At 70.7% G+C, this 25012-nt stretch carries 20 protein-coding genes and 1 riboswitch; of the genes, 4 read left to right on the top strand and 16 right to left on the bottom strand.

The genetic code is table 11. The features are described from left to right. Positions 1-45 precede the first annotated feature (45 nt). The 3 genes from LG391_RS25280 to murJ all read right to left on the bottom strand — a co-directional run bounded on the left by LG391_RS25280 (position 46) and on the right by murJ (position 2904). Entirely contained in the window at positions 46-306 is a 261-nt protein-coding gene (locus LG391_RS25280; protein ID WP_225770817.1) for a TfoX/Sxy family protein, read from the bottom strand. After that, complete coding sequence (gene trpS, locus LG391_RS25275; RefSeq protein WP_225770816.1) at positions 303-1307, bottom strand: tryptophan--tRNA ligase; 1005 nt, start codon at positions 1305-1307, stop codon at positions 303-305. The genes LG391_RS25280 and trpS overlap by 4 nt, the downstream gene beginning before the upstream one ends. 61 nt (positions 1308-1368) lie before the next feature. Further along, positions 1369-2904, bottom strand: coding sequence for a murein biosynthesis integral membrane protein MurJ (gene murJ, locus LG391_RS25270; RefSeq protein WP_225770815.1), 1536 nt, complete (start codon positions 2902-2904; stop codon positions 1369-1371). Between the two features lie 620 nt (positions 2905-3524). Between murJ and chvE the strand changes: the two genes are divergently transcribed. The 3 genes from chvE (at position 3525) to mmsB (ending at position 7477) form a co-directional block, all read left to right on the top strand. Next, positions 3525-4586 carry a multiple monosaccharide ABC transporter substrate-binding protein gene (chvE, locus tag LG391_RS25265; protein WP_225770814.1) on the top strand — a complete coding sequence of 354 codons (1062 nt, stop codon included), beginning with the start codon at positions 3525-3527 and terminating at the stop codon, positions 4584-4586. 140 nt (positions 4587-4726) lie between these two features. Next, positions 4727-6241 (top strand): multiple monosaccharide ABC transporter ATP-binding protein, encoded by a 1515-nt coding sequence (gene mmsA / locus LG391_RS25260; protein ID WP_225770909.1) that lies wholly within the window; start codon positions 4727-4729, stop codon positions 6239-6241. Positions 6242-6253: 12 nt separating this feature from the next. Further along, positions 6254-7477: a multiple monosaccharide ABC transporter permease gene (mmsB, locus tag LG391_RS25255; protein ID WP_225770813.1), complete on the top strand. Its 1224-nt coding sequence runs from the start codon at positions 6254-6256 to the stop codon at positions 7475-7477. 64 nt (positions 7478-7541) lie between these two features. On the opposite strand, the gene thiD is transcribed toward mmsB, so the two are convergent. From thiD to LG391_RS25220, 7 genes are all read right to left on the bottom strand, one after another. Continuing rightward, positions 7542-8342, bottom strand: coding sequence for a bifunctional hydroxymethylpyrimidine kinase/phosphomethylpyrimidine kinase (gene thiD, locus LG391_RS25250; protein ID WP_225770812.1), 801 nt, complete (start codon positions 8340-8342; stop codon positions 7542-7544). Beyond that, entirely contained in the window at positions 8339-9010 is a 672-nt protein-coding gene (gene thiE, locus LG391_RS25245) for a thiamine phosphate synthase (RefSeq protein ID WP_225770811.1), read from the bottom strand. Before thiE ends, thiD begins: the two co-directional genes overlap by 4 nt. A 58-nt stretch (positions 9011-9068) precedes the next feature. Then, positions 9069-9164: riboswitch (TPP riboswitch) on the bottom strand. A gap of 54 nt (positions 9165-9218) precedes the next feature. Beyond that, positions 9219-11081, bottom strand: a complete 1863-nt coding sequence (locus tag LG391_RS25240) for a VWA-like domain-containing protein (RefSeq protein ID WP_225770810.1) — start codon at positions 11079-11081, stop codon at positions 9219-9221. A gap of 4 nt (positions 11082-11085) precedes the next feature. Continuing rightward, positions 11086-12147 (bottom strand): ATP-binding protein, encoded by a 1062-nt coding sequence (locus tag LG391_RS25235; protein ID WP_225770809.1) that lies wholly within the window; start codon positions 12145-12147, stop codon positions 11086-11088. Next, positions 12144-13184: an RNA 3'-terminal phosphate cyclase gene (gene rtcA, locus LG391_RS25230; RefSeq protein ID WP_225770808.1), complete on the bottom strand. Its 1041-nt coding sequence runs from the start codon at positions 13182-13184 to the stop codon at positions 12144-12146. Before rtcA ends, LG391_RS25235 begins: the two co-directional genes overlap by 4 nt. An 88-nt stretch (positions 13185-13272) precedes the next feature. Next, positions 13273-14496: an RtcB family protein gene (locus LG391_RS25225; protein WP_304608563.1), complete on the bottom strand. Its 1224-nt coding sequence runs from the start codon at positions 14494-14496 to the stop codon at positions 13273-13275. 1130 nt (positions 14497-15626) lie between these two features. After that, the gene (locus LG391_RS25220; RefSeq protein ID WP_225770807.1) at positions 15627-17186 is read right to left on the bottom strand and encodes an RNA-binding protein; all 1560 of its coding nucleotides are present in this window, start codon (positions 17184-17186) and stop codon (positions 15627-15629) included. Positions 17187-17386: 200 nt separating this feature from the next. Here LG391_RS25220 and rtcR point away from each other — a divergent pair, with 200 nt between their 5' ends. After that, positions 17387-18988 carry an RNA repair transcriptional activator RtcR gene (gene rtcR, locus LG391_RS25215; protein WP_225770806.1) on the top strand — a complete coding sequence of 534 codons (1602 nt, stop codon included), beginning with the start codon at positions 17387-17389 and terminating at the stop codon, positions 18986-18988. Positions 18989-19000: 12 nt separating this feature from the next. On the opposite strand, the gene LG391_RS25210 is transcribed toward rtcR, so the two are convergent. The 6 genes from LG391_RS25210 to LG391_RS25185 all read right to left on the bottom strand — a co-directional run bounded on the left by LG391_RS25210 (position 19001) and on the right by LG391_RS25185 (position 25008). Next, a complete protein-coding gene (locus LG391_RS25210; protein WP_225770805.1) occupies positions 19001-19435 on the bottom strand; it encodes a type II toxin-antitoxin system VapC family toxin in 435 nt (144 codons plus the stop codon). After that, on the bottom strand, positions 19432-19701 hold the full coding sequence (locus LG391_RS25205; protein ID WP_225770804.1) for a type II toxin-antitoxin system Phd/YefM family antitoxin: 270 nt from the start codon (positions 19699-19701) through the stop codon (positions 19432-19434). Before LG391_RS25205 ends, LG391_RS25210 begins: the two co-directional genes overlap by 4 nt. 115 nt (positions 19702-19816) lie before the next feature. Continuing rightward, positions 19817-21256: an aldehyde dehydrogenase family protein gene (locus LG391_RS25200; RefSeq protein ID WP_225770803.1), complete on the bottom strand. Its 1440-nt coding sequence runs from the start codon at positions 21254-21256 to the stop codon at positions 19817-19819. A gap of 74 nt (positions 21257-21330) precedes the next feature. Continuing rightward, positions 21331-22695: a DNA recombination protein RmuC gene (rmuC, locus tag LG391_RS25195; RefSeq protein ID WP_225770802.1), complete on the bottom strand. Its 1365-nt coding sequence runs from the start codon at positions 22693-22695 to the stop codon at positions 21331-21333. A gap of 43 nt (positions 22696-22738) precedes the next feature. Beyond that, on the bottom strand, positions 22739-24013 hold the full coding sequence (gene eno / locus LG391_RS25190) for a phosphopyruvate hydratase (RefSeq protein ID WP_374200779.1): 1275 nt from the start codon (positions 24011-24013) through the stop codon (positions 22739-22741). Beyond that, a complete protein-coding gene (locus tag LG391_RS25185) occupies positions 24010-25008 on the bottom strand; it encodes a phosphotransferase family protein (protein WP_225770801.1) in 999 nt (332 codons plus the stop codon). Before LG391_RS25185 ends, eno begins: the two co-directional genes overlap by 4 nt. Positions 25009-25012: the final 4 nt, after the last annotated feature.

Here is a 25012-nt window from a genome sequence, read left to right as displayed (position 1 = left end):
CCATGACAAAAGGGGCCGGAGAGTCGATCTGAAACGGCCGCCCGCCTACTCCACCCCGGCGTCCTTGCGCAGCAAGGCGCGCAGCTCCTGGGGCAGGGCGGCCCAGTGCTGGTTGGTCAGGGCGCCGTGCAGGGCGTAGAGCGCGTTGACCGTGATCAGCTCCGGCTGCGCCGCCTTCAGGCGCTGCCAGGCCTCGACCGGGCCGATGGCGCGCAGCTCCGCCTCGGTGGTGATGCCGACGGCGGCCAGCCACTCCGCGGTCTTGGGCCCGAGATTGGGCAGGGACGAGATCGGGCGCTCCCTCACGGCCGCAGCAGCCCCATGATCTCCTGGGTCTCGGCCAGCACCGGCGCCGCGATGGCCGCGGCCTTCTCGCCGCCCCGGCGCAGCACCGCGTCGACATGGCCGGGATCGGCCATCAGCCGGCGCATCTCGCCGCCGATCGGCGCCAGCACCGCCACCGCCACGTCGGTCAGGGCGCCCTTGAAGGTCGAGAACGGCGCGCCGCCGAACTCGGCGAGCACCGCGTCGACATCCTTGCCGGCCAGGGCGCCGTAGATGTTGACCAGGTTCTCGGCCTCCGGCCGGCCGGCCAGGCCCGCCGCCTCGGTGGGCAGCGGCTCGGGGTCGGTCTTGGCGCGGCGGAACTTCAGCGCGATGGTGTCGGCGTCGTCGGTCATGTTGATGCGGCTGTAGTCGGACTCGTCCGACTTGCTCATCTTCTTCGACCCGTCGCGCAGGCTCATCACCCGCGTCGCCGACCCCAGGATCTGCGGCTCCGGCAGCGGGAAGAACTCGACGCCGTAGCGCTGGTTGAAGGACTGGGCGATGTCGCGAGTCAGCTCCAGATGCTGCTTCTGGTCCTCGCCGACCGGCACATGCGTGCCCTTGTACAGCAGGATGTCCGCCGCCATCAGCACGGGATAGGCCAGGAGGCCGTGCATCGCCGTGTCCTGCTGCTTGCCGGCCTTGTCCTTGAACTGGGTCATGCGCCGCAGCCAGCCCAGCGGGGTGACGCAGGAGAACAGCCAGGCCAGCTCGCTGTGGCCGGGCACCTGGCTCTGCGCGAACAGGATGCTGCGCTCCGGGTCGATGCCGACGGCGAGCAGGGTCGCGGTCAGCTCGCGGATATGGGCGCGCAGCTCGCTCGGCACCTGCGGCACGGTCAGCGCGTGCAGGTCGACGACGCAGTAGATGGTCTCGAACTCCGCCCCGTCCTGCAGCGCCACCCAGTTCCGCACCGCGCCGAGATAGTTGCCGAGATGCATGTTGTGGGTGGGCTGGATGCCCGAGAAGATGCGCTTCATATCCGCCGGTGCCGCAGAGGGGTGGGGAGGCACGGTTTATGGCCGGGCCGGTGTCGCCGGGTCAACCCGCCAGATGCCTGCGCCGCCGGAAGCGCGCCAGCGCGCCGCGGTCGACCGCGCCCAGGGCCAGGCACAGCGCGGCGTAGAGCGCGGCGCCGCCGGCGATCAGCGCGGCCAGGGCCGCAGTGCCGGTCGCGGCCATGCCCTGCCGGGCCAGCAGCAGCCCGGCGACCATGCCCAGCGCCGCCAGCACGATCCGGCCGCCGCGCCGGCGCAGCCCGGCATCGACCGGCAGGGCGCCGCGGCGGCGCAGCGACCAGGCCAGCAGCCCGGCATTGGCCCAGGCGGAGGCGGCGGTCGCCAGCGCGATGCCGACATGGCCCAGAGGGCGCATCAGCAGCACGGCGCCGGCCACGGCCAGGACCGTGGCGGCCAGCGCGGTGCGCATCGGCGTCGCCGTGTCCTGCCGGGCGAAGCACAGGGTCGAGAACACCCGGATCAGGATATAGGCCGGGATGCCGGCGGCGTAGGCGGCCAGCGCCCCGGCGACGGCCACCGTCTGCTCCGGCCCGAAGGCGCCGCGCTCGAACAGCCTATGGACGATCGGCCCGGCCAGCAGGACCAGCCCGGCGGCGGCGGGCAGGCCTAGCAGCAGCCCGACCTCGATTGCCCGGCTCTGGATCGCCGCGACATCCGCCGCCCGATCCTCGACCAGGAGGCGGGTCAGGGTGGGCAGGAGCGCGGTGCCCAGCGCGATGCCGACGATGCCGAGCGGCAGCTGGGTCAGCCGGTCGGCGTAATAGAGGGCGCTGACCGCGCCGGCCGGCAGGAAGCTGGCGATCAGCGTGTTCAGCACCATCTGGATCTGGGTGATGCCGGTGCCGATGGCGCCCGGCCCCATCAGCACCACCAGCCGGCGCAGCCGTGGCCCGATCCGCGGCGGCATCAGCCGCACCGGCACGCCGTGGCGGCGGCAGGCCAGCGCCAGCCAAGCCAGCTGGACGATGCCGGACAGGGTGACGCCGACCGCCAGCGCCCGGCCGGGCGACCCGGCGAGATGCGTGCCGAACAGGAGAGCCGCGATCAGCACCAGGTTGAACAGGATCGGCGCCGCCGCGAAGGGGGCCAGCCTCTCCTGCGCGTTCAGCACCCCGCCCAAGAGGGCCGAGACCGACATCAGCAGCAGATAGGGGAAGGCCAAGCGCGCATAGTCCAGCGCCAGGGCTTCGCGCACCGGGTCGTCAACGAAGCCGGGGGCGATCCCCGCCAGGATCGCCGGCATGGCCAGCAGCGCCAGCAGGGTCAGCGGGATCAGCACCGCCAGCAGGGCGGCCAGCACCTCGCCGGCGAAGGCCAGCGCGGCGGCCCGGCCGTTCTCGCCGCGCTCGGCCGCGTATTGCGGCACGAAGGTGACCATGAAGGCGCCGTCGGCGAACAGGCGCCGGGCCAGGTTGGGCAGCTTGACCGCGATCACGAAGGCGTCGGCCATCGGCCCCGCGCCCAGCAGCGAGGCGGTCAGGATATCGCGGGCGAATCCGGCGATCCGGCTGACGGCCGTCAGCCCCCCGACCGTCGCCATGCCGCGCAGCAGGGACATGGGCCGGAGCTTTAGCCGGGTTTTGCGGCGGCGGGAAGACGGCTCCCTGTCCGTCCCCTGCCGTCATTGCGAGGAGGCGAAACCGACGAAGCGATCCAGGGCCGGTGCTGGGATTCTGCAAGGAGGAGGACGCGTCCATATCGGAGGCGTCTGTAGAGGGGACCTAGAACAAGCCGCTGCCTCTGCCAATTCAATCGATTACCATGTCCTGGCGGCGGCGCTTGACAGCGCGGCGACGTGGCGAGAGATTACGGTCAAATTGTATGAGGATTGGATCGGCGGCGCCGAACCCGTAACCACAAGACAAACCGCAAGGCGGCGCAGCCGCTTTCACAGGGAGGAGCATATGGATCTCACCACATCGACGAGGCGGCGGGCTTGATCGTCCGGCGGCAGGCCGTGCGGCGCTCCGCGAAGAGCGCGCGCGAAGGCTCGACCGCCGATCGGCGTGCGCCGGCAGGGCCGGCGGCAGGGTTCCATCGATGCCGCAGCCACGGGCGGCCCGGCCGGAACGGCCGGGGGTGGCGCGGCATCATCGGCCGTCATGCGGCAACAGCGCGCCGGGATCATGCCGGAACGGCAAGCCCGGGCGCAGAAGAGAGTAGCAGAGGGAGAAAACGGTGAAGCTGATCACATCCATCACCGCGCTGGCGCTGGGGCTGTCCGCCTTCGCGCTGTCCGCGCAGGCCGCCGAGAAGGGCCTCGTCGGCGTCTCGATGCCGACCAAGACCTCGGCGCGCTGGATCGCCGACGGCGACAACATGGTCAAGTCGCTGCAGGCCAAGGGCTACGAGGCCGACCTGCAATATGCCGGCGACGACATCCCGACCCAGCTGTCGCAGATCGAGAACATGGTCACCAAGGGCGCCAAGGTGCTGGTGATCGCCTCGATCGACGGCACCACCCTGTCCTCGGTGCTGCAGCAGGCGCATGACGCCGGGATCAAGGTCATCGCCTATGACCGCCTGATCCGCGACACGCCGAATGTCGACTACTACACCACCTTCGACAACTTCCAGGTCGGCGTCCTGCAGGCGGGCTCGCTGGTCGACGCCCTCGGCCTCAAGGACGGCAAGGGCCCGTTCAACATCGAGCTGTTCGGCGGCTCGCCGGACGACAACAACGCCTTCTTCTTCTACAACGGCGCGATGTCGGTGCTGCAGCCCTACATCGACAGCGGCAAGCTGAAGGTGCCGAGCGGCCAGATGGGCATGGACAAGGTCGGCATCCTGCGCTGGGACGCCGCCACCGCCCAGGCCCGCATGGACAACCTGCTGTCGGCCTATTACGGCGACAAGAAGGTCGACGCCGTGCTGTCGCCCTATGACGGCCTGTCGATGGGCATCATCGCCTCGCTGAAGGCGGTCGGCTACGGCTCGGGCGACCGGCCGCTGCCCTATGTCTCCGGCCAGGACGCCGAGGTGCCGTCGGTCAAGTCGATCCTCGCCGGCGACCAGTACTCGACCGTGTTCAAGGACACCCGCGACCTCGCCAAGGTCACCGTCGACATGATCGACGCCGTGATGGGCGGCAAGGAGCCCCAGGTCAACGACACCAAGACCTACAACAACGGGGTCAAGGTGGTGCCGTCCTACCTGCTGACGCCGGTGCCGGTGACCAAGGACAACGTCCAGAAGGTGCTGGTCGACAGCGGCTACTACACCGCCGACCAACTGAAGTAATCTGACGTGCCCCCAGGGCCCCGTGCCTCCGGGCGCGGGGCCTTGTCGTTGCGTCTGCCGCGGTCTCCGCGGCAGGCCGGCGCCCGTGGCGAGCGGAGCCAGAGGTGGATACAGTTACCCCTGTCGATACGATCCTGGAGATGCGCGGGATCACCAAGACGTTCCCGGGCGTGAAGGCGCTCAGCAACGTCAACCTCGCGGTCAGGCGCGGCGAGATCCACGCCGTGGTCGGCGAGAACGGCGCCGGCAAGTCGACCTTGATGAAGGTCCTGTCCGGCGTCTACCCCCACGGCTCCTACGAGGGCGAGATCCGGTTCGAGGGGAAGGAACGGCAGTTCCGCTCGATCTCGGACAGCGAGGAAGCCGGCATCATCATCATCCATCAGGAGCTGGCGCTGGTGCCGCTCCTGTCGATCGCCGAGAACCTGTTCCTCGGCAACGAGGTAGCCAGCCGCGGCATCATCGACTGGAACGAGACGCTGGTCCGGGCCCGGGCGCTGCTCGACAAGGTCGGGCTGAAGGAGAACCCGGCGACGCTGGTCACCAATATCGGCGTCGGCAAGCAGCAACTGGTCGAGATCGCCAAGGCGCTGTCGAAGGAGGTGAAGCTCCTGATCCTCGACGAGCCGACGGCCAGCCTGAACGAGAGCGACAGCGACGCTCTGCTGGAGCTGCTGCTGGAGTTCAAGCGCCAGGGCATCTCCTCGATCCTGATCTCGCACAAGCTGAACGAGATCACCAAGGTCGCGGATTCGATCACCATCCTGCGCGACGGGTCGACCATCGAGACGCTGGACGCGCGGGGCGGCGAGGTCAACGAGGACCGGATCATCAAGGGCATGGTCGGCCGCGACCTGACCGACCGCTATCCCGAGCGCGAGCCCAAGCTGGGCGAGGTCCTGTTCGCGGTGAAGGGCTGGAGCGTCTACCATCCGCTGCATTCCGACCGGCAGGTGATCAAGGGCATCGACCTGCATGTCCGCGCCGGCGAGGTGGTGGGCATCGCCGGGCTGATGGGCGCGGGGCGGACCGAGTTCGCGATGAGCGTGTTCGGCCGGTCCTGGGGCCAGAAGATCACCGGCACGGCGACGATGCGGGGCAATCCGATCGACCTCGCCACCGTGCCCAAGGCGATCGCCGCCGGCCTCGCCTACGTCACAGAGGACCGCAAGCAGCTGGGGCTGGTGCTGGGCGATTCGATTCAGCACAACATCCCGCTGGCCCATCTTCCCGGCGTGGCCCGCCGCGGCATCATCGACGAGATGCGCGAGCTGGGCGTCGCCTTCGACTACCGGCGCAAGCTCAACATCCGCTCCTCCGGCGTGCAGCAGCAGACGGTCAACCTGTCGGGCGGCAACCAGCAGAAGGTGGTGCTGAGCAAGTGGCTGTTCGCGGGGCCTGAGGTGCTGATCCTCGACGAGCCGACCCGCGGCATCGACGTCGGCGCCAAATACGAGATCTACACGATCATCAACCAGCTGGTGGCGTCCGGGAAGGGCGTCATCGTGATCTCGTCGGAGATGCCCGAGCTGCTGGGCATGTCCGACCGGATCTACGTCATGAACGAGGGCCGCATCGTCGCCGAGATGCCGGCCCAGGAAGCCTCCCAGGAAAACATCATGCGGGCGATCATGCGCTCGAGAGAACGGGTCTAAGGAAGCACGGCCATGGCCACCGAAACGACCGCCCTGCAGACTCGCGCGAACCAGCGGATCGGCGAGTTCCTGAAGCACAACATCCGCGAATACGCGATGCTGCTGTCGCTCGTCGCGATCATGATCATCTTCCAGGTCGCGACCGACGGCCGGCTGTTCACGCCGCTGAACCTCAGCAACCTGATCCAGCAGAACGCCTATGTCATCGTGCTGGCCTTCGGCATGCTGCTGGTGATCGTCAGCGGCCATATCGATCTGTCGGTCGGGTCGGTCGCGGGCTTCGTCGGCGCGGTCGGCGGCGCGCTGATGGTGTGGCAGGGCGTCGACCCCTGGCTCTCGGCCATCGCCTGCCTGGCGCTGGGCGCCGCGATCGGCTCGGTCCAGGGCTATTTCATCGCCTATCGCAAGATCCCGTCCTTCATCGTCACCCTGGCGGGCATGCTGGCCTTCCGCGGCCTCTGCATCATGGTGCTGGCCGGCGAGCGTGCCGGGCCGGTGCCCGCCGACTTCCAGAAGATGTCCTCGGGCTTCATCGCCGAGCTGTTCGGCTCGATGCCGGAGCTGTTCTCGGGCAACGGCAAGGTCTGGATCACGACGCTGCTGATCAGCCTGGCCGTGCCGCTGATCCTGGTCTGGTTCAACGTCAAGAAGCGGCGCAACGAGATCCAGCACGGGGTGGAGCAGGAGCCGCTGCTGTTCTTCGTGATCAAGAACGTGGCGACTCTGGTGGCGCTGGCCGGGCTCGGCTACCTGCTGGCCACCTATAACGGCCTGCCCAACATCCTGATCCTGATGGGCGTGCTGGTCGTGCTCTACGCCTTCGTCACCACCCGCACCACGCTCGGCCGCCGCATCTACGCGGTCGGCGGCAACGAGAAGGCGGCCAAGCTGTCCGGCATCAACACCGAGAAGCTGGTGTTCCTGACCTTCGTCAACATGGGGGTACTGGCGGCGCTGGCCGGGCTGATCACCACGGCGCGCCTGACCTCGGCGACGCCGCAGGCCGGCAACCAGTACGAGCTCGACGCCATCGCCGCCTGCTTCATCGGCGGCGCCTCGGCCTCGGGCGGCGTCGGCAAGATTACCGGCGTGGGGATCGGCGCCTTCATCATGGGCGTGATGAACAACGGCATGTCGATCCTCGGCCTCGGCATCGACCTGCAGATGGTGATCAAGGGCCTGGTTCTGCTCGCCGCCGTCGCCTTCGACGTCTACAACAAGAACAAGGTCGGCTGAGCACAACGCTGCTCCAGTCCGAAGGCGGGCGTCCGGTGTCCGGCGCCCGCCTTTTCTGTTCCAGTCACCCCCACCAGCGGTGGAAATGGTGCAGGGGCCCGTGGCCGCCGCCGACCGACAGGCGGTCGGCCGCGGCCAGCGCTCCGGTCAGGTAGTCCTTCGCCTCGCGCACCGCCGTCTCCAGGTTCGGCCGCTGCGGCAGCAGGGCCGCGATGGCCGAGGACAGGGTGCAGCCGGTGCCGTGGGTGTTGCGGGTGGCGATCCGCGGCGCCGCGAGCGTCAGCGACCCGGCTGCACTCAGCAGCAGATCCGGGCTCTCCGCCTCCTCCAGATGGCCGCCCTTCAGCAGCACGGCCCGGGGCCCCAGCGCCAGCAGCGCCGCGGCGATTTCCGGCATCTCGTCCCGGCTCTCGGCCGGCGCGCGGCCCAGCAGGTCGGCGGCCTCCGGCAGGTTCGGGGTGATGACGGTCGCGAGCGGCAGCAGCTCCTCGCGCAGCGCCGCCACGGCATCCGTGTCCAGCAGCCGGTCGCCGCTCTTCGCCACCATCACCGGGTCGACCACCACCTGGGTCAGCCCGTGCCGGCGCAGCGCCTCGGCCACGGCGCGCACGATCTCGCCGGTCGCCAGCATGCCGATCTTGACCGCGTCGATCCGGACATCGGCCAGCAGGCAGTCGATCTGCTTCGCGACGAAGGCCGGCGGCACCAGCTCCACCGCCTGCACCCCGCGGGTGTTCTGGGCGACCAGGGCGGTGATCACGGCACAGCCATAGGCGCCGAGGGCCGAGAAGGCCTTCAGGTCCGCCTGGATGCCGGCGCCGCCCGAGGGATCGGTGCCCGCGATGGTCAGCACGTTGGGGATCATCGCGGCCTCCGCCCTTCGGCCACCGCCGCGGCGATCGCCCGGGCCGCCGCCTCGGGGGCGGGCGCGGCGCAGATGGCCGAGACCACGGCGACGCCGTCGGCCCCGGCCGCGATCACGTCCGCGGTCCGGGCCGCGTCGATGCCGCCGATGCCGACGGCCGGCAGCGGCACCAGCCGGCGCAGCGCCCGGAAGCCGTCGACCCCGATCGGCGGCCGCGCGCCCACCTTGGTGGTGGTCGCGAAGACCGGGCCGATGCCGGCGTAGTCGGCGACGGCCGGATCCACCGCCCGCGCCTCGGCCGCGTCATGCACGGTGACGCCGACGATGCGGCCGGGGCCTAGGAGGCGCCGCGCCGTCGCCGCCGGCATGTCGCGGTCGCCGAGATGGACGCCGTCCGCGCCCACCGCCAGGGCCACGTCGACCCGGTCGTTGATCACCAGGGGCACGCCATGCGGCGCCAGCACCGCCTGCAGCGCCCCGGCCGCGGCGATCAGCGCCCGGGTGGTGGCGTCGGGGTCGCGCATCTGCACGATGGTGACACCGCCCCGCGCCGCCGCCGCGGCCACTTCGGCCACGCCGCGCGGCCCGCTCAGCCGCGTGTCGGTGACGAGATAGACCGACAGGTCGAAGCACCGCCTCGGTTCCGTTGCCTCTGCAGCCGCAGCCATTCCGCTCCTCCTCCGGCGAAGGGCGGTCGGCGATCGATCCTCAGGGATCGGGGCCCGGGCGGGCATCGCGTGACGGCTCCCTTCGCTGGCATGACCCAGATCAGGTTCGACGGGTATGATCTCAGCCCGTTTCCGGGCACCCCGTGTCACTTCCGCGCCCAGGCTCGCAGGCCGGGGCGGCCGGTGTCAAGCGCACCGGCCGGGCGGTTCACTCCGGCCGCTCGAAGTGGAATTGCGGCGCCGCGGTGCGGAAGGGCAGGCGGGCGCCCTCCGGCATCAGGAAGGCGTGCTCCCGCCGGATCGACAGCACGTCGCAGGCGCCGTCGGTGATGACCAGGATCGGCGCGTCGCGCGGGGAGCCGGCGTCGCCCTCCCGCCGGGCGATGGCCGGCTGCAGCACCGTGCCGCCGCGGCCGCGGACCTCCACCCGCTGCAGCAGCGTCTCCGGCGGCAGGAAGCCCATGTCGTGGACCCCGGCGTCGCATTGCACGACGCGCACCAGCGGCACCTCGCGGCTGATGGCGTAGCTGGCGATGGCCCCCAGCGCCCGGGCCAGCAGCCGCGGCGGCATCGAGCCCGAGGTGTCCAGCACAGCGCCGAAGGTGCGGGCGGCCAGCCGTTCCTCCGGGCGCAGCCAGACCGGCCGCGGGATGTCGGGCGTGGCCGCCTGCCGCCGGCTGGCCCGGGCGAAGCTGCGCCGGCTGTCCAGCGGCGGGAAGAAGGTGTCCAGCCAGTGGCCCAGCCGGACGTCCCAGGGGATCGGCGGGTGCTGGATCGCGCGGATCTCTTCGACCAGCTCGCCGGGCAGATCGCCGCGTCCGGTGCCGGCCAGGTGCAGGTCCAGTCCCTCGGCCAGCGCGCGGCGATAGAAGGCGTCGAGGTCGGTGCCCGGCCCGGTCCACCAGGCCGGCGGGCGGTTCCCCAGCATGTCGACCTTGCCCTTGCCACGCAGGGTGCGGGCCTTGTTCAGCCGCCGGATCAGCCGCAAGTCGCGGGTGATCCGGTCGTAGATCGCCTCGGCTGATTCGCGTTCGAAGCCCAGTTCCGGGTCCAGCAGCAGGGTGTCGAAAGGCACCTCGCCGACGCCCATCTCGACCAGCCAGCCATTGATCACGTAGTCGCAGGCGACGTTCCACAGGAAAGGATCGCGGCCCTGGCGGCGCGGCTCGTGCCGCAGCCCGACATGCAGCAGCTCATGCGCCATGACGAATTTCAGCCCCTCATAGGTCCAGGGCAGCTTCGGGTTCAGGTAGATCCGCCGCAGCTCGGTGTCGACGGCGGCGACGGCGATGTCCAGCTGCCGGCACAGCGCCTCGTCCTCGACGATTTCGAAGGTCGCCGCCAGCGCGGCCAGCAGCGGATAGCCGGCGATGAACCAGGCGCGGGCGCGCTCGGCCGGCGAATTCGGGTTGCGCTTCGGCCCGGCCAGGCCGCGCGCGGCGGTGCCGGCCGCCTCGATCGCGTCGGCGACGCTGCGGCGGATGGCGGTGGCCAGCCCCTCCTCCCGGTTCCGCCGCAACGCCGGCGTCAGCGGCGGGGCGTCGGCGGCGATGATCCAGCCGGGCTCTCCCGCGCCGGCGATGCCCAGCCGCGGCTGCGCCGCCAGCGCGGCCGGATTCTCGGCCAGCCAGCGCGCCAGCTCCGCCACGTCGCGGCCCGGCGGCTGCGCCGGCCAGGGCAGGCTCTCGGGGCGGCGGCCGATGCCCAGCGGGCGCAGGAACTCGGCCGCGACCAGCCCGCAGGCGGTTCGCCAAGCCTCGTCCGGGCGGGCCGGATCGACATGGTTCAGGTGCTCGTGCAGCAGCGCCTGGGCCAGGACATGGGCCCATTCGGCCGGATCGGCCCGGCGCCAGACATTGGCCTCGATCGTCAGCAGCGGCTTGCCGCTGGGGCGGTGGCGCGACAGGGCCAGCCGGACGAAGCCGTCGGGCGGGAAGGGGCGGGACGGGCGCGCCGGCCGCCACTCCGACCCGTCGACCAGCCAGGCGAACAGCGGATGGTCGCCCAGCAGGGCGCAGCCGGCGGCGATGGCGCGCAGGTTCTCCTTCGGCGGCTCCCGCGTCCTGGCCATGGCGTCAGCCCGCCCGCTGCGCCGCCAGCCGCGGCAGGGCGCGCGCCAGCTCGATCGTGTACCAGGCCGGCAGGGCGGCGCCGCTCTCGGTCTCGGTCACCACCAGCTGCGCCAGCTCGGTCGAGATCCGCGCCAGGGTCACGATCAGCTCCTTCGCGCGGTTGGCCAGCTGCCGCGCCTCACGGCCGGCGGCGGCCTCGTCTTCCGGCAGCTCCTTGATCAGCCGGTCGCGCAGCTGCTGCACCAGGAAGTACAGGATGTCCCGCTCCTCCGGCTTCTCCGGCCAGCCGCGGTCGCCCTTCAGGATCGCCGACAGATCGTGTGCCCGCTCGCGCAGCTTGGCGAAGGCGGTGAACTGCTGGGCATGCGCCGGGGTCAGCAGGCCGCTGGCCAGCACCTTGATCTCCTCCAGCGTGATGCCCGGACCATAGGCGTGCAGGGCGCGGGACAGCATGTCCCAGGCCCGCGGGGTCGAGAACGGCTCCTCATGCTTCGGCGGCTTGGACCAGAGATGGTCCGACCGCTGCTCGACATAGGACACGACCAGCTCGTGCACCCCGGCGCCGCCGGCCCAGTCCAGCCAGTCGCGGGCCGAAGCGCGCAGCTGGACATGGACCAGGCGGTTGACCAGGGCGGAGGACAGCGGCCGGGTGATGGCCGCATCCTCCGCCCGGTTGCCGGCGCCGATCACGATCGTGCCCTCGGGCAGGCGGTACTCGCCCACGCGCCGGTCCAGAATCAGCGAGTAGAAGGCCTTCTGCACCTCCTGCGAGCAGGCGTTCAGCTCGTCCAGGAACAGGCAGTAGGGTTCGTCCCGCGCGATGATGGTCGGCGGGCAGAAGCGCGACTTGCCGTCGACGATCTGCGGCACGCCGATGATGTCCTCCGGCGCCAGCTGCGAGCCGAGCAACGACACGCAGGGCAGGCCGACGGACTCGGCGAAGGCCTGGACCAGCGCCGATTTGCCGATGCCCGGCGGCCCCCAGATGAAGACCGGCAGAACGCCGGCCACGTTCAGCAGGAACGGGGCCAGCGTCCGCGGCGTCAAGGTCTGCGCGGCGTTCATGCCGTCTCCTTGCTCTGTCGTCCCGCCACCTTGACCAGCACGCTGCGGCCGGTGTGGCGGGTCACCGCGATCCGGGGACCGAGGAAGGCCTCGATCACCGCGATGTTGGTCAGGGTGTGCGGCGTCGGCGCGACCGTGACGAAGCGGCCGCCCGCGCCCAGCGCCATGGGCAGCAGCAGCTGGTCCGCCAGATGCGGGCCGACCGGGGCGCGGCTGGCGAGGAACAGCCGCACCGCCTTGGCCGTCGCGGCCGCGATATCCTCCGCCGGCAGGCCGGGCTGGCCATGGCCGGTGAAGACCTCGGTCGCGTGCTCATGCGCCACCGTCACGGTCAGGCAGTTGCCCGGCCCGTCCGCGGCGACCGCGCGGCCGGGAACGACCGTGTCGTCCCGCCAGCGCAGGGCCTTGGCGAAGGCCGCCGTCTCCCGCGCCGCGATGTGCAGCGGCAGGTGGGTGACCACCGCCTCCACCTGCCGCGACAGCAGGGCGCCGCGCCGCTCCAGCACCAGCGGCGCCGGCTTGCCGCGCGGCATCACCTCGACCTCGATCACGCCGCCGCCAGCCGGATGGAAGCCGTGCCGGCGCAGCGCCGCCCGGGCGTGGAAGCCCATGCGGTGCAGCAGCGGCAGGAAGGCCCGCTCGGCGAAGTCGAAGCTCGGCGCGCCCATGGCATGGGTGCCGCCCTGCAGCCGCAGCCGCGACGGGGCACTCGCCAGGGCCAGTGGCAGCAGCACGGTCTGCAGCACCAGCAGCGTCGCCCCGGCCGAGCCGATGGCGAAGTCGTAGTCGCCGGCCACGACCGGCCCCGGCGCGAAGCCGAGCGCGGTCGAGCCCAGCTCGGCCCCCGTCACCGTGGCCCGGCCGATCGCGGCCGCCGCCCTCACGGCCGTGAGGTGCTGGCGCAGCAGGCCCGGCTTGGCGCGGCCCGCCCGGATCCGCTCGATCCGGAACGGGGTCCCGGTCGCCAGGGACAGGGTCAGGGCCGAGCGCAGGATCTGGCCCCCGCCCTCGCCCAGGGATCCGTCGATCGTGATCATGGTCGTTTCTTTCGTTTCTTGTTGGGACCACGAGACGACGACGGCGGACGGCCGGTCCGGGCCGCCCGGACCGGCGGCCCGTGGCACTCTATCCCTTGACGCAGACGATCTGGCGCAGCGTGTGCACCACCTCCACCAGATCCGCCTGGGCGGCCATCACGGCGTCGATGTCCTTGTAGGCCTTGGGTGTCTCGTCGATGACGCCCTCGTCCTTCCGGCACTCGATCCCCGCGGTGGCGGCTGCATGGTCGGCGACTGTGAACCGCCGCTTGGCCTCGGTCCGCGACATCACCCGCCCGGCCCCGTGGGAGCAGGAGCAGAAGCTGTCGGGGTTGCCCTTGCCGCGGACGATGAAGGACCGCGCCCCCATCGATCCCGGGATGATGCCCAGGTCGCCCTCGCGGGCGCGCACGGCGCCCTTGCGGGTGACCCAGACGCTCTCGCCGAAGTGATGCTCCCGCTCCACGTAGTTGTGGTGGCAGTTGATCGCCTCGTCGGTGACGCCGAAATCGGTGAAGGCGGCGGCCATCGCCGCCAGCGCCTGCTTCAGCATCACGTCCCGGTTGGCGCGGGCGTAGTCCTGCGCCCAGCCGACCGCGTCCATGTAGTCGACGAACAGGTCCGAGCCCTCGGCCAGATAGGCCAGGTCCCGGTCCGGCAGGTGGATGAACTGCCGCTCCATCTCGCGGCGCGCCGCGGCGATGAAGAAGCTGCCGATGCGGTTGCCCACCCCGCGCGACCCGGAATGCAGCATCACCCAGACGCGGTCGTCCTGGTCCAGGCAGACCTCGATGAAGTGGTTGCCGCCGCCCAGCGTGCCGATCTGCCGCGCCGGCGAGTGCTTGGTGGAGATCGCCGGGTACTTGTGCTGCAGCGCGTCGTAGCGCTGCTTGAACGACGAGTACCAGGCGTTCTCCGCCGCGCGCGGGACATCCTGCCCGTGATCGGCCATCCCGACCGGGATCGCCGCCTCGAGCGCGGAGCGCAGCCCGGACAGGCTGTCCGGCAGCTGGTGGCTGGTCAGCGTCGTGCGCACCGCGCACATGCCGCAGCCGATGTCGACGCCGACCGCCGCCGGGATGATCGCCCCGCGGGTCGGGATCACCGAGCCGATGGTCGCGCCCTTGCCGTAGTGCACGTCCGGCATCGCCGCGACATGCTTGTGGATGAAGGGCAGCGTTGCGGTGTTCAGCAGCTGCTGGCGCGAGCCGTCATCGACCGGCACGCCGCGGGTCCACATCTTGACCGGCCTGGCGCGCGTGTCGCGCGCCGGGGCGAAGCTTTCGGTGAGAAGGTCGTAGGTCCGGTCCATGATGGTGATCCTTGAGTCCAGAAGGACGCATGGGGACGAGGGTTGATGAAACCTTGCCTGTCCGGGCCGAGGCCCGGTCGGGCTCCTGCTCTACCGCTGAGCTACGGACCCGTCCGAAGACAGATCCGGCGGGACTCGAACCCGCGACCAGGGGAGTGACAATCCATGGAGTTCCATCGGCATTCGCCATGCGTTCGGGTGCAGCGACAAGGGATGGCGGGATCTCCCGCGCCGCGGCGGACCGCGATGCGGGCGAGGCTTCGAACCTCACGGCTTGCGCCGCTCCCAGGTAATCCCGCCCGGCATTCGCTGCGGTCTACGGTCCTTTCAAAGGTTGCGCGGGTGCGGCGACAAGGGTTTGCGAGAGCTTTCCTGAGCTACCGGACCTCGCGGCCCGGGGCGGATTCGAACTGCCACCTCCTGCCTTTCGGCAGGTGCTCTGACCAATGGACTCCCGCGGGCATTCGCCGCGCGAGGGGTGTGACGACGAGGGGTGGCGAAACCATTGCTCGACCGCTGAGCGACGGGGCCGGTGATGGAAACCGGACCCGGCGGGAGTCGAACCCGCCTACATGGAGTTCCACCGGCATTCGTCACGAAACGATCGGCCGGGGGAACGAGGGATGTCGGGACGACCGCCGCCGAAGCGGCGCCTGCTTTTGACGGCAGGTTTTCAATGTACTCCCGACGGCATTCCCCCCGGCTTCCGGCCGTCCCCACCGGCCGGCCGCCGGCCCGGCGACGAAGGGTCGGGAGAGAAGCCCCGCACCGGGGTACGTTGCTGGTCGGTGCGAGTGTACTCTCCGCGGCATTCGCCGGGCCGGCGGCCGGCCGGAGGGATCCTCCGGCCATGGCGACGAGTGGTGTGCAGGAGGCGAGCTTCCGACACGGGGTCGGAGGCGTGTTTCCGGCACGCCACGCTCAGGGGGTGGATGTACTCCCGCACGGCATTCGCCATGATTCTCGGATCTCCAACCGGGAGGACGAGGGTGCCGGGACGACCGCCGCCGAAGCGGCGCCCCGTGCGCAGCCGGTTGCCCGGCCCGCCTGCGGGGTCCGATGGAGTCCCGACTGCATTCCTCCCGGCCGGGACCGGGCGCCCGGTCTCCCGGACGCCCGGCCCCGATCCGTCACAGCACGATCCGCTCGATCTCGTCGACCCAGCGGTCCGCGCCCGACCCGGCTTCGGCGAAGGCGGCGATCGCGTCGAACACCGCGTCGGAGAAGCCCCCGACGTTGAGGATGTCCGCCCGCTCCTGCGCCTGCGTCGTGGCGTAGGGCTGGATGTCGATGCAGACCAGCCTGGCCTCCGGATTGCGCTCCTTCAGCCGGGCCCAGGCCTGCATCAGCCCGGTGCCCTGGTGCGGGTGCTTCGCCGCATCGACCCAGGACTGGTTGTCCGAGACGAAGACGACGAGGTCGACCGCGGCGCGCTCCGCCACCAGCCGCTCGACCGGGGCCGAGCAGTTGGTGCCGCCGCCGCCGATGGCGGCCAGCTTCCGCGCATTGGTCATCACCGAATCGCGCGGATTGAGGTCGATCTCGACCACCCTCTGCTCGAACGGGATGACCCTGGCCGACCGGTTGGCCCGCAGCACCGCCGCCGCCACCAGCGCGGCGACGTCGATGCAGCGCACCGAAGTCGTCCCGCCGGCCCGGTGGCCGGTGACCGGGGAGCCCATCGACCCCGACACGTCGGGGCAGACGACCACCCGACCCGGCAGCGCCGGGACGTTGCCGACCGCGACCTCCATCGCGTCCTGCAGCGCCTCGCGCACCACCGCCGGCACCCCCGCCCCCGCCATGGCGTACGCCGCCATCAGCTGGTACGGGAACACCCGGGCCCGCCGGATCGCCTCCGGGTCGCGCAGCCGGGCCGCCACCCGCTCGGCGAACCCGTCCACCTCGAACACGCCGTGGCGCGCGAAGGTGTTCAGGTTCATCCGCAGCATGTGCCAGCCGGCCTTCTCCCCGATCGCCGCCCAGTGCTCCCGCGTCAGCGGCAGCGCCGTCAGCATCTGGAAGGGCACGTCCGGCACGGGCGCCGACGGGTCGCGCTTGAAGGCCTCGAAGGCCCGCACCACCTCCGGCAGCGCCGTGGCGTCGTACGGCCGGCCGATCAGCCAGCCATACAGCGCCTGGCGCGACGGATCCGCCGGCTTCGGGTGCACCATCTTGACCACGTCGGCCAGCGAGGGATCCTGCCCCACCGCCGCCCGCATGATCTCGATGTCCGAGGCCTGCTCCAGCCATGCCTGCACCAGCCGCTTCGGCCGGGTGCCCAGCGACTTCCGCCCCACGGCGCCCGACCGCATGATCTGCACGAAGCTGCGCAGCATGCGGCCGTTGTCGACCATGCGCCGGAAGGCCGGCGCGAAATCGGGCGTCTCGAGGGTGGACAGAAGGGCGACCAGCAAAGCCGGCATGTCCTTCATGTGCCCCCGCTCGCGGGCATGGACCGCGGTGCGGGCGATGAAACCGGGCTCGACCTCGCGGGCGAGGGCGAGCACCTGGTCCAGCTGCTCCCGCGCATCGGCGTAGAACGTCCGGTGGAGCGTCCCGGTCGCCGCCAGCTGCGCCAGCGCGTGGCGCGGCGTCAGGGCGTAGGCCTGGGCCCCCTCGTGGTTCACGGCGTCGCTGCGCGGAAGCAGCCTTCCCATCAGCGAAGCAAACACGGACTTGTTTGCCATGATCGTCATCCTTCGGTGTACGACCTCCCCTTAAGCGAAGCGCGTGCCAACTCCGGACGGCCGGTTCGCCGATTCCGCATAAGGGGCTGATAATGAGGGGATAAAAAATTTTAAGGCCGCGATTTACAGTGTGCTGATCATCGATGATGATGCTGAAATCCGATCCCATAGGATCGATATTTATCTTATAGGATAAATCCATGCCGAAGCGACGGGTGGTCATCGGCTTCATCGGCACCACCATGGATGCCGGCAAGCTGGACAGCCGGTGGGAGCGGTGGCGGCCCACCGTGGCGCTGTGCCAGCACGAGGACATGCTGGTGGATCGGCTGGAGCTGATCCACGACACCCATTCCGCCGCGCTGGCCAAGCGCGTCGCCGGCGACATCCAGGCCGTATCGCCGGACACGGTGGTCCGCTTCAACCTGATGAACCTGCGCAACGCCTGGGACTTCCAGGAGGTGTTCGCGGCGATGCTGGATTTCGCCCGCGCCTACGACTTCGATACGGAGGACGAGGAGTACCTGGTCAACATCACCACCGGCACGCATGTGATCCAGATCTGCTGGTTCCTGCTGACCGAGGCGCACTACCTGCCGGCGCGCCTGCTGCAGCTGACCCCGCCGAAGCGGTGGGAGGCGGGCCATCCCGGCGGCTACGACGTCATCGACCTGGACCTGTCGCGCTACGACCGCATCGCCACCCGCTTCGAGGCGGAGCGGGAGGAGGCGGCGTCCTTCCTGAAATCCGGCATCGCCACCCGCAACGCCGCCTTCAATCGCATGATCGACCAGATCGAGCAGGTGGCGATCCGGTCGAAGGCGCCCTTGCTGCTGATCGGCCCGACCGGGGCCGGCAAGTCGCAGCTGGCGCGGCGGATCTACGATCTGAAAAAGGCGCGGCACCAGGTCGAAGGGCCGTTCGTCGAGGTCAACTGCGCCACGCTGCGCGGCGACGGCGCCATGTCGGCCCTGTTCGGCCATGTGAAGGGCGCTTTCACCGGTGCGCTGCAGGACCGCGCCGGGCTGCTGCGCTCGGCCGATCGCGGCATCCTGTTCCTCGACGAGATCGGCGAGCTCGGCGCCGACGAGCAGGCGATGATCCTGCGCGCGGTGGAGGAGAAGCGGTTCCCGCCGGTCGGCGCGGACAGGGAGGTGGCGAGCGATTTCCAGCTGATCGCCGGCACCAATCGCGACCTCTCGGTCGACGTCGCCCGCGGCCGGTTCCGCGAGGACCTGCTGGCGCGGCTGAACTTGTGGACCTTCACCCTGCCGGGGCTGCGCGACCGGCGCGAGGACATCGAACCGAACCTGGAGTTCGAGCTGCGCCGCCATGCCGAGCGGGAAGGGGTGCAGATCACCTTCAACCGCGAGGCGCGGGACCGCTATCTGGCCTTCGCCACCTCGCCCGAGGCGGTGTGGAGCGCCAATTTCCGCGACCTCGGCGCCTCGATCACCCGGATGGCCACCTTCGCCCCCTCCGGCCGGATCAACGAGGCGGTGGTGGAAGAGGAGATCGAGCGGCTGAAGCGCATCTGGTCGCGCGCCGGCGAGGATGCGGGCGAGGCGCTGCTGGCCGGGCTCTTGGGGCCGGAGCGGCTGGCGCGGATCGACCTGTTTGACCGGGCCCAGCTGGCCGCGGTGGTGGGCGTGTGCCGGACCAGCAGCTCGCTCAGCGCCGCGGGGCGGACGCTGTTCGCCGCGTCACGGGCGCAGAAGACCAGCGCGAACGACGCCGACCGCCTGCGCAAATACCTCGCCCGCTTCGGGCTGGACTGGCAGGCGGTGACGGGCGGGGCTTGAGGGTGACGGTCATCAGGCAGACGGAGGGCGAGTCCACGGATTCACGATCGATGCGACCGAGGCCTCGAAATCCGAGACGTTGCGGGTCACCAGCGTGAGGTTGTGGACTTGGGCGGTGGCCGCCATGAAGGCATCCATGGCGCTGATCGGCCGGCCCATGGCGGCTCGCCGTGCAATGATAATGCCCCAAGCATCCGCCACGGCCGGATCGACCGACAGGATCCGGGACTCGAAGCGCATCGGGAGGTCATGAGTCAGCCAATGATCAAGCAGGTTGCGCCGCTTTCCATCGGGCAGGCGGTCGATGCCGTAGCGCAGCTCCGCCAGAGTGACGACGCTCAGAAACGTCCGGTCTTCATCGATGTTGGCCAGCCAAGCGACGACGCTGGCGTCGGGAGCGGGCTTCTTCCACTCCGAGACGACGTTGGTGTCGAGAAGGAAGGTCAAAGGTCGGTCTCGCGGGGGCCGTCTTTGAGCCGTTCGGTGTCCACTTCTGAGCCACGGAGAGGAGAAGCGGCAAAGAAGTCTGCGAGGGTGCCGACGCGCTTCGTTTTCCGTTCCCATTCCTCGGCGGACACCACCACGACCGCGGACTGCCCGTTCCGGGTGACAGTCTGGGGGCCTTCGCGGCGGGCACGATCGATGACTTCGCTGAACTTCGCCTTGGCTTCGGCGACACTCCAGGTTCCTGCACTCACGGTGATCTCCATCATGTGATGGTCATTATGGTCATATTGGTCATTCCGTCCCGAACCGCAAGTGCCGATGCGAATGGAAAGGGCCCGGCCATCGCTGGCCGGGCCCTTCCGCATTCCGCCCAGGATGGAATCAGCCCGGGAAGGTGTAGGCGGTCTTGACCACGGTGTAGAACTCCGCGGCGTAGCGGCCCTGCTCGCGCGGGCCGTAGCTGGAGCCCTTCCGGCCGCCGAACGGCACGTGATAGTCCACGCCCGCCGTCGGCAGGTTCACCATCACCATGCCGGCCTGGCTGGCCCGCTTGAAGTGGCTGGCGTGCTTCAGGCTCGTGGTGGCGATGCCGGCGGACAGGCCGAACTCCGTGTCGTTCGCCGTCGCCAGCGCCTGCTCGTAGTCCTTGACCCGGATCACCGAGGCGACCGGCCCGAAGATCTCCTCGCGGTTGATCCGCATGTCGCTGGTGGTCTCGGTGAACAGCGCCGGCGACAGGTAGAAGCCCTCGGTCTCGCGGTTCAGCCGCTCGCCGCCGACCGCCAGCTTGGCGCCTTCCTTGACGCCGATGTCGATATAGGACAGGTCCTGGTCCAACTGGCTCTGGTCCACCACCGGGCCGATATCGGTGCCCTGCTTCAGCGCGTTGTCGACCTTCAGCGACTTCAGCTTCTCGGTCATCGCCGCGACGAAGCGGTCATGGATGCCCTCGGTCACGATCAGGCGCGACGAGGCGGTGCAGCGCTGGCCGGTGGAGAAGAAGGCGCTGTTGGTGGCGGCCCCGACGGCGGTGTTCAGGTCCGCGTCGTCGAGGATGACCATCGGGTTCTTGCCGCCCATCTCGAGCTGCACCTTCTTGCCGCTCTCGGCGCAGCGCACGGCGATACCGCGGCCGGTGGCGACCGACCCGGTGAAGGTGATGGCGTCGACATCCTTGCTGGCGACGAAGGCCTCGCCGACCACCGAGCCGCGGCCCATCACCAGGTTGAACACGCCGGCCGGGACGCCCGAATCGACGATGATCTGCGACAGCGCCCAGGCGCTGCCCGGCACCAGGTCGGCCGGCTTGAACACGATGCAGTTGCCGTAGGCCAGCGCCGGGGCGATCTTCCAGGCCGGGATCGCGATCGGGAAGTTCCACGGCGTGATCAGGCCGATGACGCCGATCGGCTCACGCGTGATCTCGACATCGATGCCGGGGCGGACCGAGGCCAGCTTCTCGCCCTGGATGCGCAGCACCTCGCCGGCGAAGAACTTGAAGATCTGGCCGGCGCGGGCGGCCTCGCCGATGCCCTCGGGCAGGGTCTTGCCCTCCTCGCGCGACAGCAGCCGGCCCAGCTCCTCCTTCCGCGCCAGGATGGTGTTGCCGATCTTGTCCAGCAGGTCGTGCCGCTCCTGCAGCGTCGTCATCGACCATTTCGGGAAGGCGGCGCGGGCCGCGGCGATCGCCTGTTCCGCCTGGGCGCGGTCGGCGCGGGCGTATTCGCCGATCACGTCCGACAGGTCCGACGGGTTCACGTTCTTCGACGCGTCCGGGCCTTCGACCCAGGACCCGGCGATGTAGTTGGCGTGGACGCTCATCTGGTTTCCTCTCTCGACCTATTGTCGGATGAATGATGACTGGATAGGGCCCGCGGCCTTCCGATGCAACAGGGCTATGGCGTGTCTTCTTCCGCCGGGCCGTTGGAGGCGGTGGGCATCTCGGCCTCCGGCGCGTCCAGCTCCAGGATCGGCGCGGCCCGGTCCATCGGCAGCTCCTCCACCTCGCGCAGCTTGCGGTGGATGGCGCGGCTGCGGACGCCGATCTGGTGGATCACGTTCTGGCCTTCCTGCAGCTTCTTCTCGACCTTGCCCATCAGCTCGCCATAGGTGCGGAACTCGGTCTTCACCGCGCCCAGCACCTGCCAGATCTCGGCGGATTTCTCCTGGATCGCCAGGGTGCGGAAGCCCATGCGCAGGCTGGACAGGAAGGCGCCCAGCGTGGTGGGGCCCAGGATGGTGACGCGGTGCTGCTCGCGGATCGATTCGCGCAGGCCGGGGCGGCGCAGCACCTCGGCGAACAGCCCCTCGGTCGGCACGAACAGCACGGCGAAGTCGGTCGTGGTCGGCGGGCAGATGTACTTCGTGGCGATGCGCTTGGCCTCGTCGCGCATCCGCCGCTCCAGCGCCACGCCCGCCTTGGCCGCGGCCTCGGCGTCGCCGGCCTCGATCGCCAGGATCAGCCGCTCGTAATCCTCCTGCGGGAACTTGCTGTCGATCGGCAGCAGCACGCCCTCGGGCAGGCGGATGGCGAATTCCACCGTCTCGGTGCTGTCGGCGCGCGGCCGGGCATTGCGCACCAGCTGGTCCTCGGTCAGCACCTGCTCCAAGAGGGCGTCCAACTGCTCCTCGCCGAAGGTGCCGCGGGTCTTCACGCCGGACAGCATCTTCTTCAGGTCGCCGACGCCGCCGGCCAGCACCTGCATCTCGCCCAGGCCCTGATGCACCCGCTCCAGCCGCTCGCTGACGGTCTGGAACTGGGTCTGCAGCCGCGCCTCCAGCGTCGCCTGCAGCTTCTCGTCGACCGTGGCGCGCATCTGCTCCAGCTTCGCCTCGTTCTCCTTGCGCAGCGACTGCAGGTTCAGGTCCATGGTGTCGCGCAGCCGGTTCTGGCTCTGCGCCATCGATTCGGACAAGGCCTGCAGCCGGGCGGCGACGGTGTCGAGCCGGGTCTGCTGGGTCTCGCCGATCGCCCGCATGGCGCCGACCAGGGTCTCGCCGGTGTGGCGCAGCGACGATGCGATCTCCTGCCGCTGCCGGCTGTCCCGCGCCTCGGCCGAGGCCTCGCCGCGCCGCTCCGCCGTCTGCAGCTCCTGCTCCACCCGGGCCAGGTCGCGGCGCAGATCCTCGATCGCTCCGGTCAGCGGCGCGACATCCAGCCTGGGCCGGCGGAACAGCGCGACCAGCAGGGTCAGGACGGTGACGCCGAGGATGGCGAGGCCGAGGATGCGCAGATCTATCGAAGCGAGGTCGAAGCTCATGGACTCATCCGGTTGCGGGACGGGCAGAACACCCCGGAAGGGGTTACCCGCGCAAGACGCTTCGGCCGGCGAAGCGGGCGCGGGGGCCCAGCGCCTCCTCGATCCTCAGCGCCGCATTCCACTTCGCCATCCGCTCCGACCGGGCGAAGGACCCGACCTTCAGCTGGCCGACGCCCCAGCCGACCGCGAGGTCGACGATGGTGGTGTCCTCGCTCTCGCCCGAGCGGGCGGAGACGATGCCGCCCAGGCCGGCCGCCTTCGCCGCCTCCCAGGCCGCCCTGGTCTCGGTCAGCGTGCCGCGCTGGTTCGGCTTGATCAGCACGGTGGTGCAGGCCCGGGCCGTCGCGGCGTCGCGCACCCGCGCGGCATCGGTGACCAGGAAGTCGTCGCCGACCACCTGCACCCGGTCGCCGACCGCGGCGGTGACGGCGCGGAAGCCGGCCGCGTCGTCCTCGGCCACCGGATCCTCGACCGAGACGATCGGCCAACGCTTGGTCCAGCCGGCCACCAGCTCGACCATCCCGCCGGTGTCGTGATCCCGCCCCTCGAAGCGGTAGCGGCCGTGGCGGCCGAACTCCGAGGCGGCGACGTCCAGCGCGATCGCGACCTCCTCGCCGGGCCGGCGGCCGGCGCGCTCGATGGCGCGGACCAGCATGTCCAGCGCCTCCGCGGCGTCAGCGAAGTCCGGCCAGAAGCCGCCCTCATCGGCGACGCCGTACAGCTTGCCGGCGTCAGCCATCAGCGATCCGGCGGCGCGGTAGACCTCGGCGGTCCAGTCCAGCGCCTCGGCGAAGCTGCCGGCGCCGGGGCAGACCACCAGGAAATCCTGCACGTCCAGACGCCGCCCGGCATGGGCGCCGCCGCCGAAGATCTGGATCTCGGGCAAGGGCAGCAGGACGGCGTCCCCGCCGCCGAGATGGCGCCACAGCGGCAGGCCGGCGGCGGAAGCGGCGGCGTGGGCGGCTGCCATCGACACGGCGATGGTGGCGTTGCCGCCCAGCCGCGACTTGTCCGGCGTACCGTCGAGATCGATCAGCACCCGGTCCAGCCCGGCCTGGTCGGCGGCGTCGAAGCCGGCGAGGGCGCGGGCGATCTCGCCGTTCACCGCGGCGACCGCGCCCTGCACGTCATGGCCGCCCAAGGCCGCGCCGCCGTCGCGCTTGTCCCGCGCCTCGCCGGAGCCGGTGGAGGCGCCGGCCGGGGCGATGGCGCGGCCCGTGGCGCCGCCTTCGAGGCGGATCTCGGCCTCGACCGTCGGCCGCCCTCGGCTGTCCCAGACGCGCCGGCCGCGGATCCCGGCGATGGTGGTGGAGGTCACAGGCTCAGCTCCTCTGCCCAGGCGGTCCGAATGTCCACCAAGCGCGACGGCGGGTCCAGCAGCAGGGCCCGGGCCACGCGGCGCACGCGGTCCTTCTGGGCTCCATCGGTCAGGTACTCGACCGGCGACTTGCCGTCGACCCGGGCCAGGAACAGGCCGGGCAGCAGCCGGGCGGCGCGGGATTCGAAGGCGCCGGCCGGTTCCCAGTCCACGCCGGCGAGATAGACGGTTGCCATCGTGTCGAAGCAGACCAGGAAGTCCGGCGCCGACTCCGGCCGCCACAGCCCCTTCAGCAGCAGGTGGTTCAGGCAGAAGGCCAGGTCGAAGGCCGGATCGCCCCACCAGGCGCATTCGGCGTCCAGGAACACCGGCCCCTGCGGCCCGGCCAGGATGTTCTTCGGGCTGACATCGCCATGCACCAGCGCCCGCTTCGTCGTCCGGGTGGTCTCGACCAGCGCGTATAGCGCCGGGGCGCAGTCCGGATGGGCCGCCGCGGTCGCCACCAGATAGGGCTCGAGGCGGATGTCGGTGAAGATCGCGTCGGTCGGGAAGTCGGCCGCCAGGGCCGGGTCCCTCGCCGTGACGGCGTGGATGGCGGCCAGGCGCCGCCCGACCTCGGCGGCGAAGGCCGGGTCGGCGCGGCCGTCCCGCAGCTCGGCCTTCCACACCGGGTGGTCCTCCGGCGCCAGATAGGCCATGGCCAGCGCCCCGGCCGCCTCGTCCTGGCCCAGCAGCCGCGGCACCGCCGACGGCACGACCCCGGCGGCGACCCGCATCCAGCGCGCCTCGTACAGGTTGCGGGCCACCGGCGCCCGCCAGTCGGCGGCCACCCGCAGCTTGGCCAGGGCCCGCTTGACGCAGATCGGGCCCGCGGCGAGGTCGACCCGGAAGATGTCGGACGAGACGCCGCCGGTCAGCGCGGTGAAGCGCGGCGTCTCGCCCGGCCCGGCCAACCCCATCCGGCGCAGCGCCGCGAGAAGGTCGGCGTCGGCCATCGGC

Origin of the sequence: Inquilinus sp. Marseille-Q2685 (assembly GCF_916619195.1) — a bacterium.
In the GTDB taxonomy this organism is placed as follows: Bacteria; Pseudomonadota; Alphaproteobacteria; order DSM-16000; family Inquilinaceae; genus Inquilinus.
Note: the sequence above shows the minus strand (reverse complement) of the source record. Positions and strands in the feature narration are given on the sequence as shown.

Bases quoted from the DNA above. Each gene is read 5' to 3' on its own strand.
- mmsA (WP_225770909.1), top strand. From the start codon at position 4,727: ATGCGCGGGATCACCAAGACGTTCCCGGGCGTGAAGGCGCTCAGCAAC.
- rtcR (WP_225770806.1), top strand. From the start codon at position 17,387: ATGCCGAAGCGACGGGTGGTCATCGGCTTCATCGGCACCACCATGGAT.
- LG391_RS25240 (WP_225770810.1), bottom strand. From the start codon at position 11,081: ATGGCCAGGACGCGGGAGCCGCCGAAGGAGAACCTGCGCGCCATCGCC.
- LG391_RS25220 (WP_225770807.1), bottom strand. From the start codon at position 17,186: ATGGCAAACAAGTCCGTGTTTGCTTCGCTGATGGGAAGGCTGCTTCCG.
- thiE (WP_225770811.1), bottom strand. From the start codon at position 9,010: ATGGCTGCGGCTGCAGAGGCAACGGAACCGAGGCGGTGCTTCGACCTG.
- LG391_RS25200 (WP_225770803.1), bottom strand. From the start codon at position 21,256: ATGAGCGTCCACGCCAACTACATCGCCGGGTCCTGGGTCGAAGGCCCG.
- LG391_RS25205 (WP_225770804.1), bottom strand. From the start codon at position 19,701: ATGATGGAGATCACCGTGAGTGCAGGAACCTGGAGTGTCGCCGAAGCC.
- murJ (WP_225770815.1), bottom strand. From the start codon at position 2,904: ATGTCCCTGCTGCGCGGCATGGCGACGGTCGGGGGGCTGACGGCCGTC.
- LG391_RS25185 (WP_225770801.1), bottom strand. From the start codon at position 25,008: ATGGCCGACGCCGACCTTCTCGCGGCGCTGCGCCGGATGGGGTTGGCC.
- mmsB (WP_225770813.1), top strand. From the start codon at position 6,254: ATGGCCACCGAAACGACCGCCCTGCAGACTCGCGCGAACCAGCGGATC.
- rtcA (WP_225770808.1), bottom strand. From the start codon at position 13,184: ATGATCACGATCGACGGATCCCTGGGCGAGGGCGGGGGCCAGATCCTG.
- thiD (WP_225770812.1), bottom strand. From the start codon at position 8,342: ATGATCCCCAACGTGCTGACCATCGCGGGCACCGATCCCTCGGGCGGC.
- LG391_RS25235 (WP_225770809.1), bottom strand. From the start codon at position 12,147: ATGAACGCCGCGCAGACCTTGACGCCGCGGACGCTGGCCCCGTTCCTG.
- trpS (WP_225770816.1), bottom strand. From the start codon at position 1,307: ATGAAGCGCATCTTCTCGGGCATCCAGCCCACCCACAACATGCATCTC.
- rmuC (WP_225770802.1), bottom strand. From the start codon at position 22,695: ATGAGCTTCGACCTCGCTTCGATAGATCTGCGCATCCTCGGCCTCGCC.
- LG391_RS25225 (WP_304608563.1), bottom strand. From the start codon at position 14,496: ATGGACCGGACCTACGACCTTCTCACCGAAAGCTTCGCCCCGGCGCGC.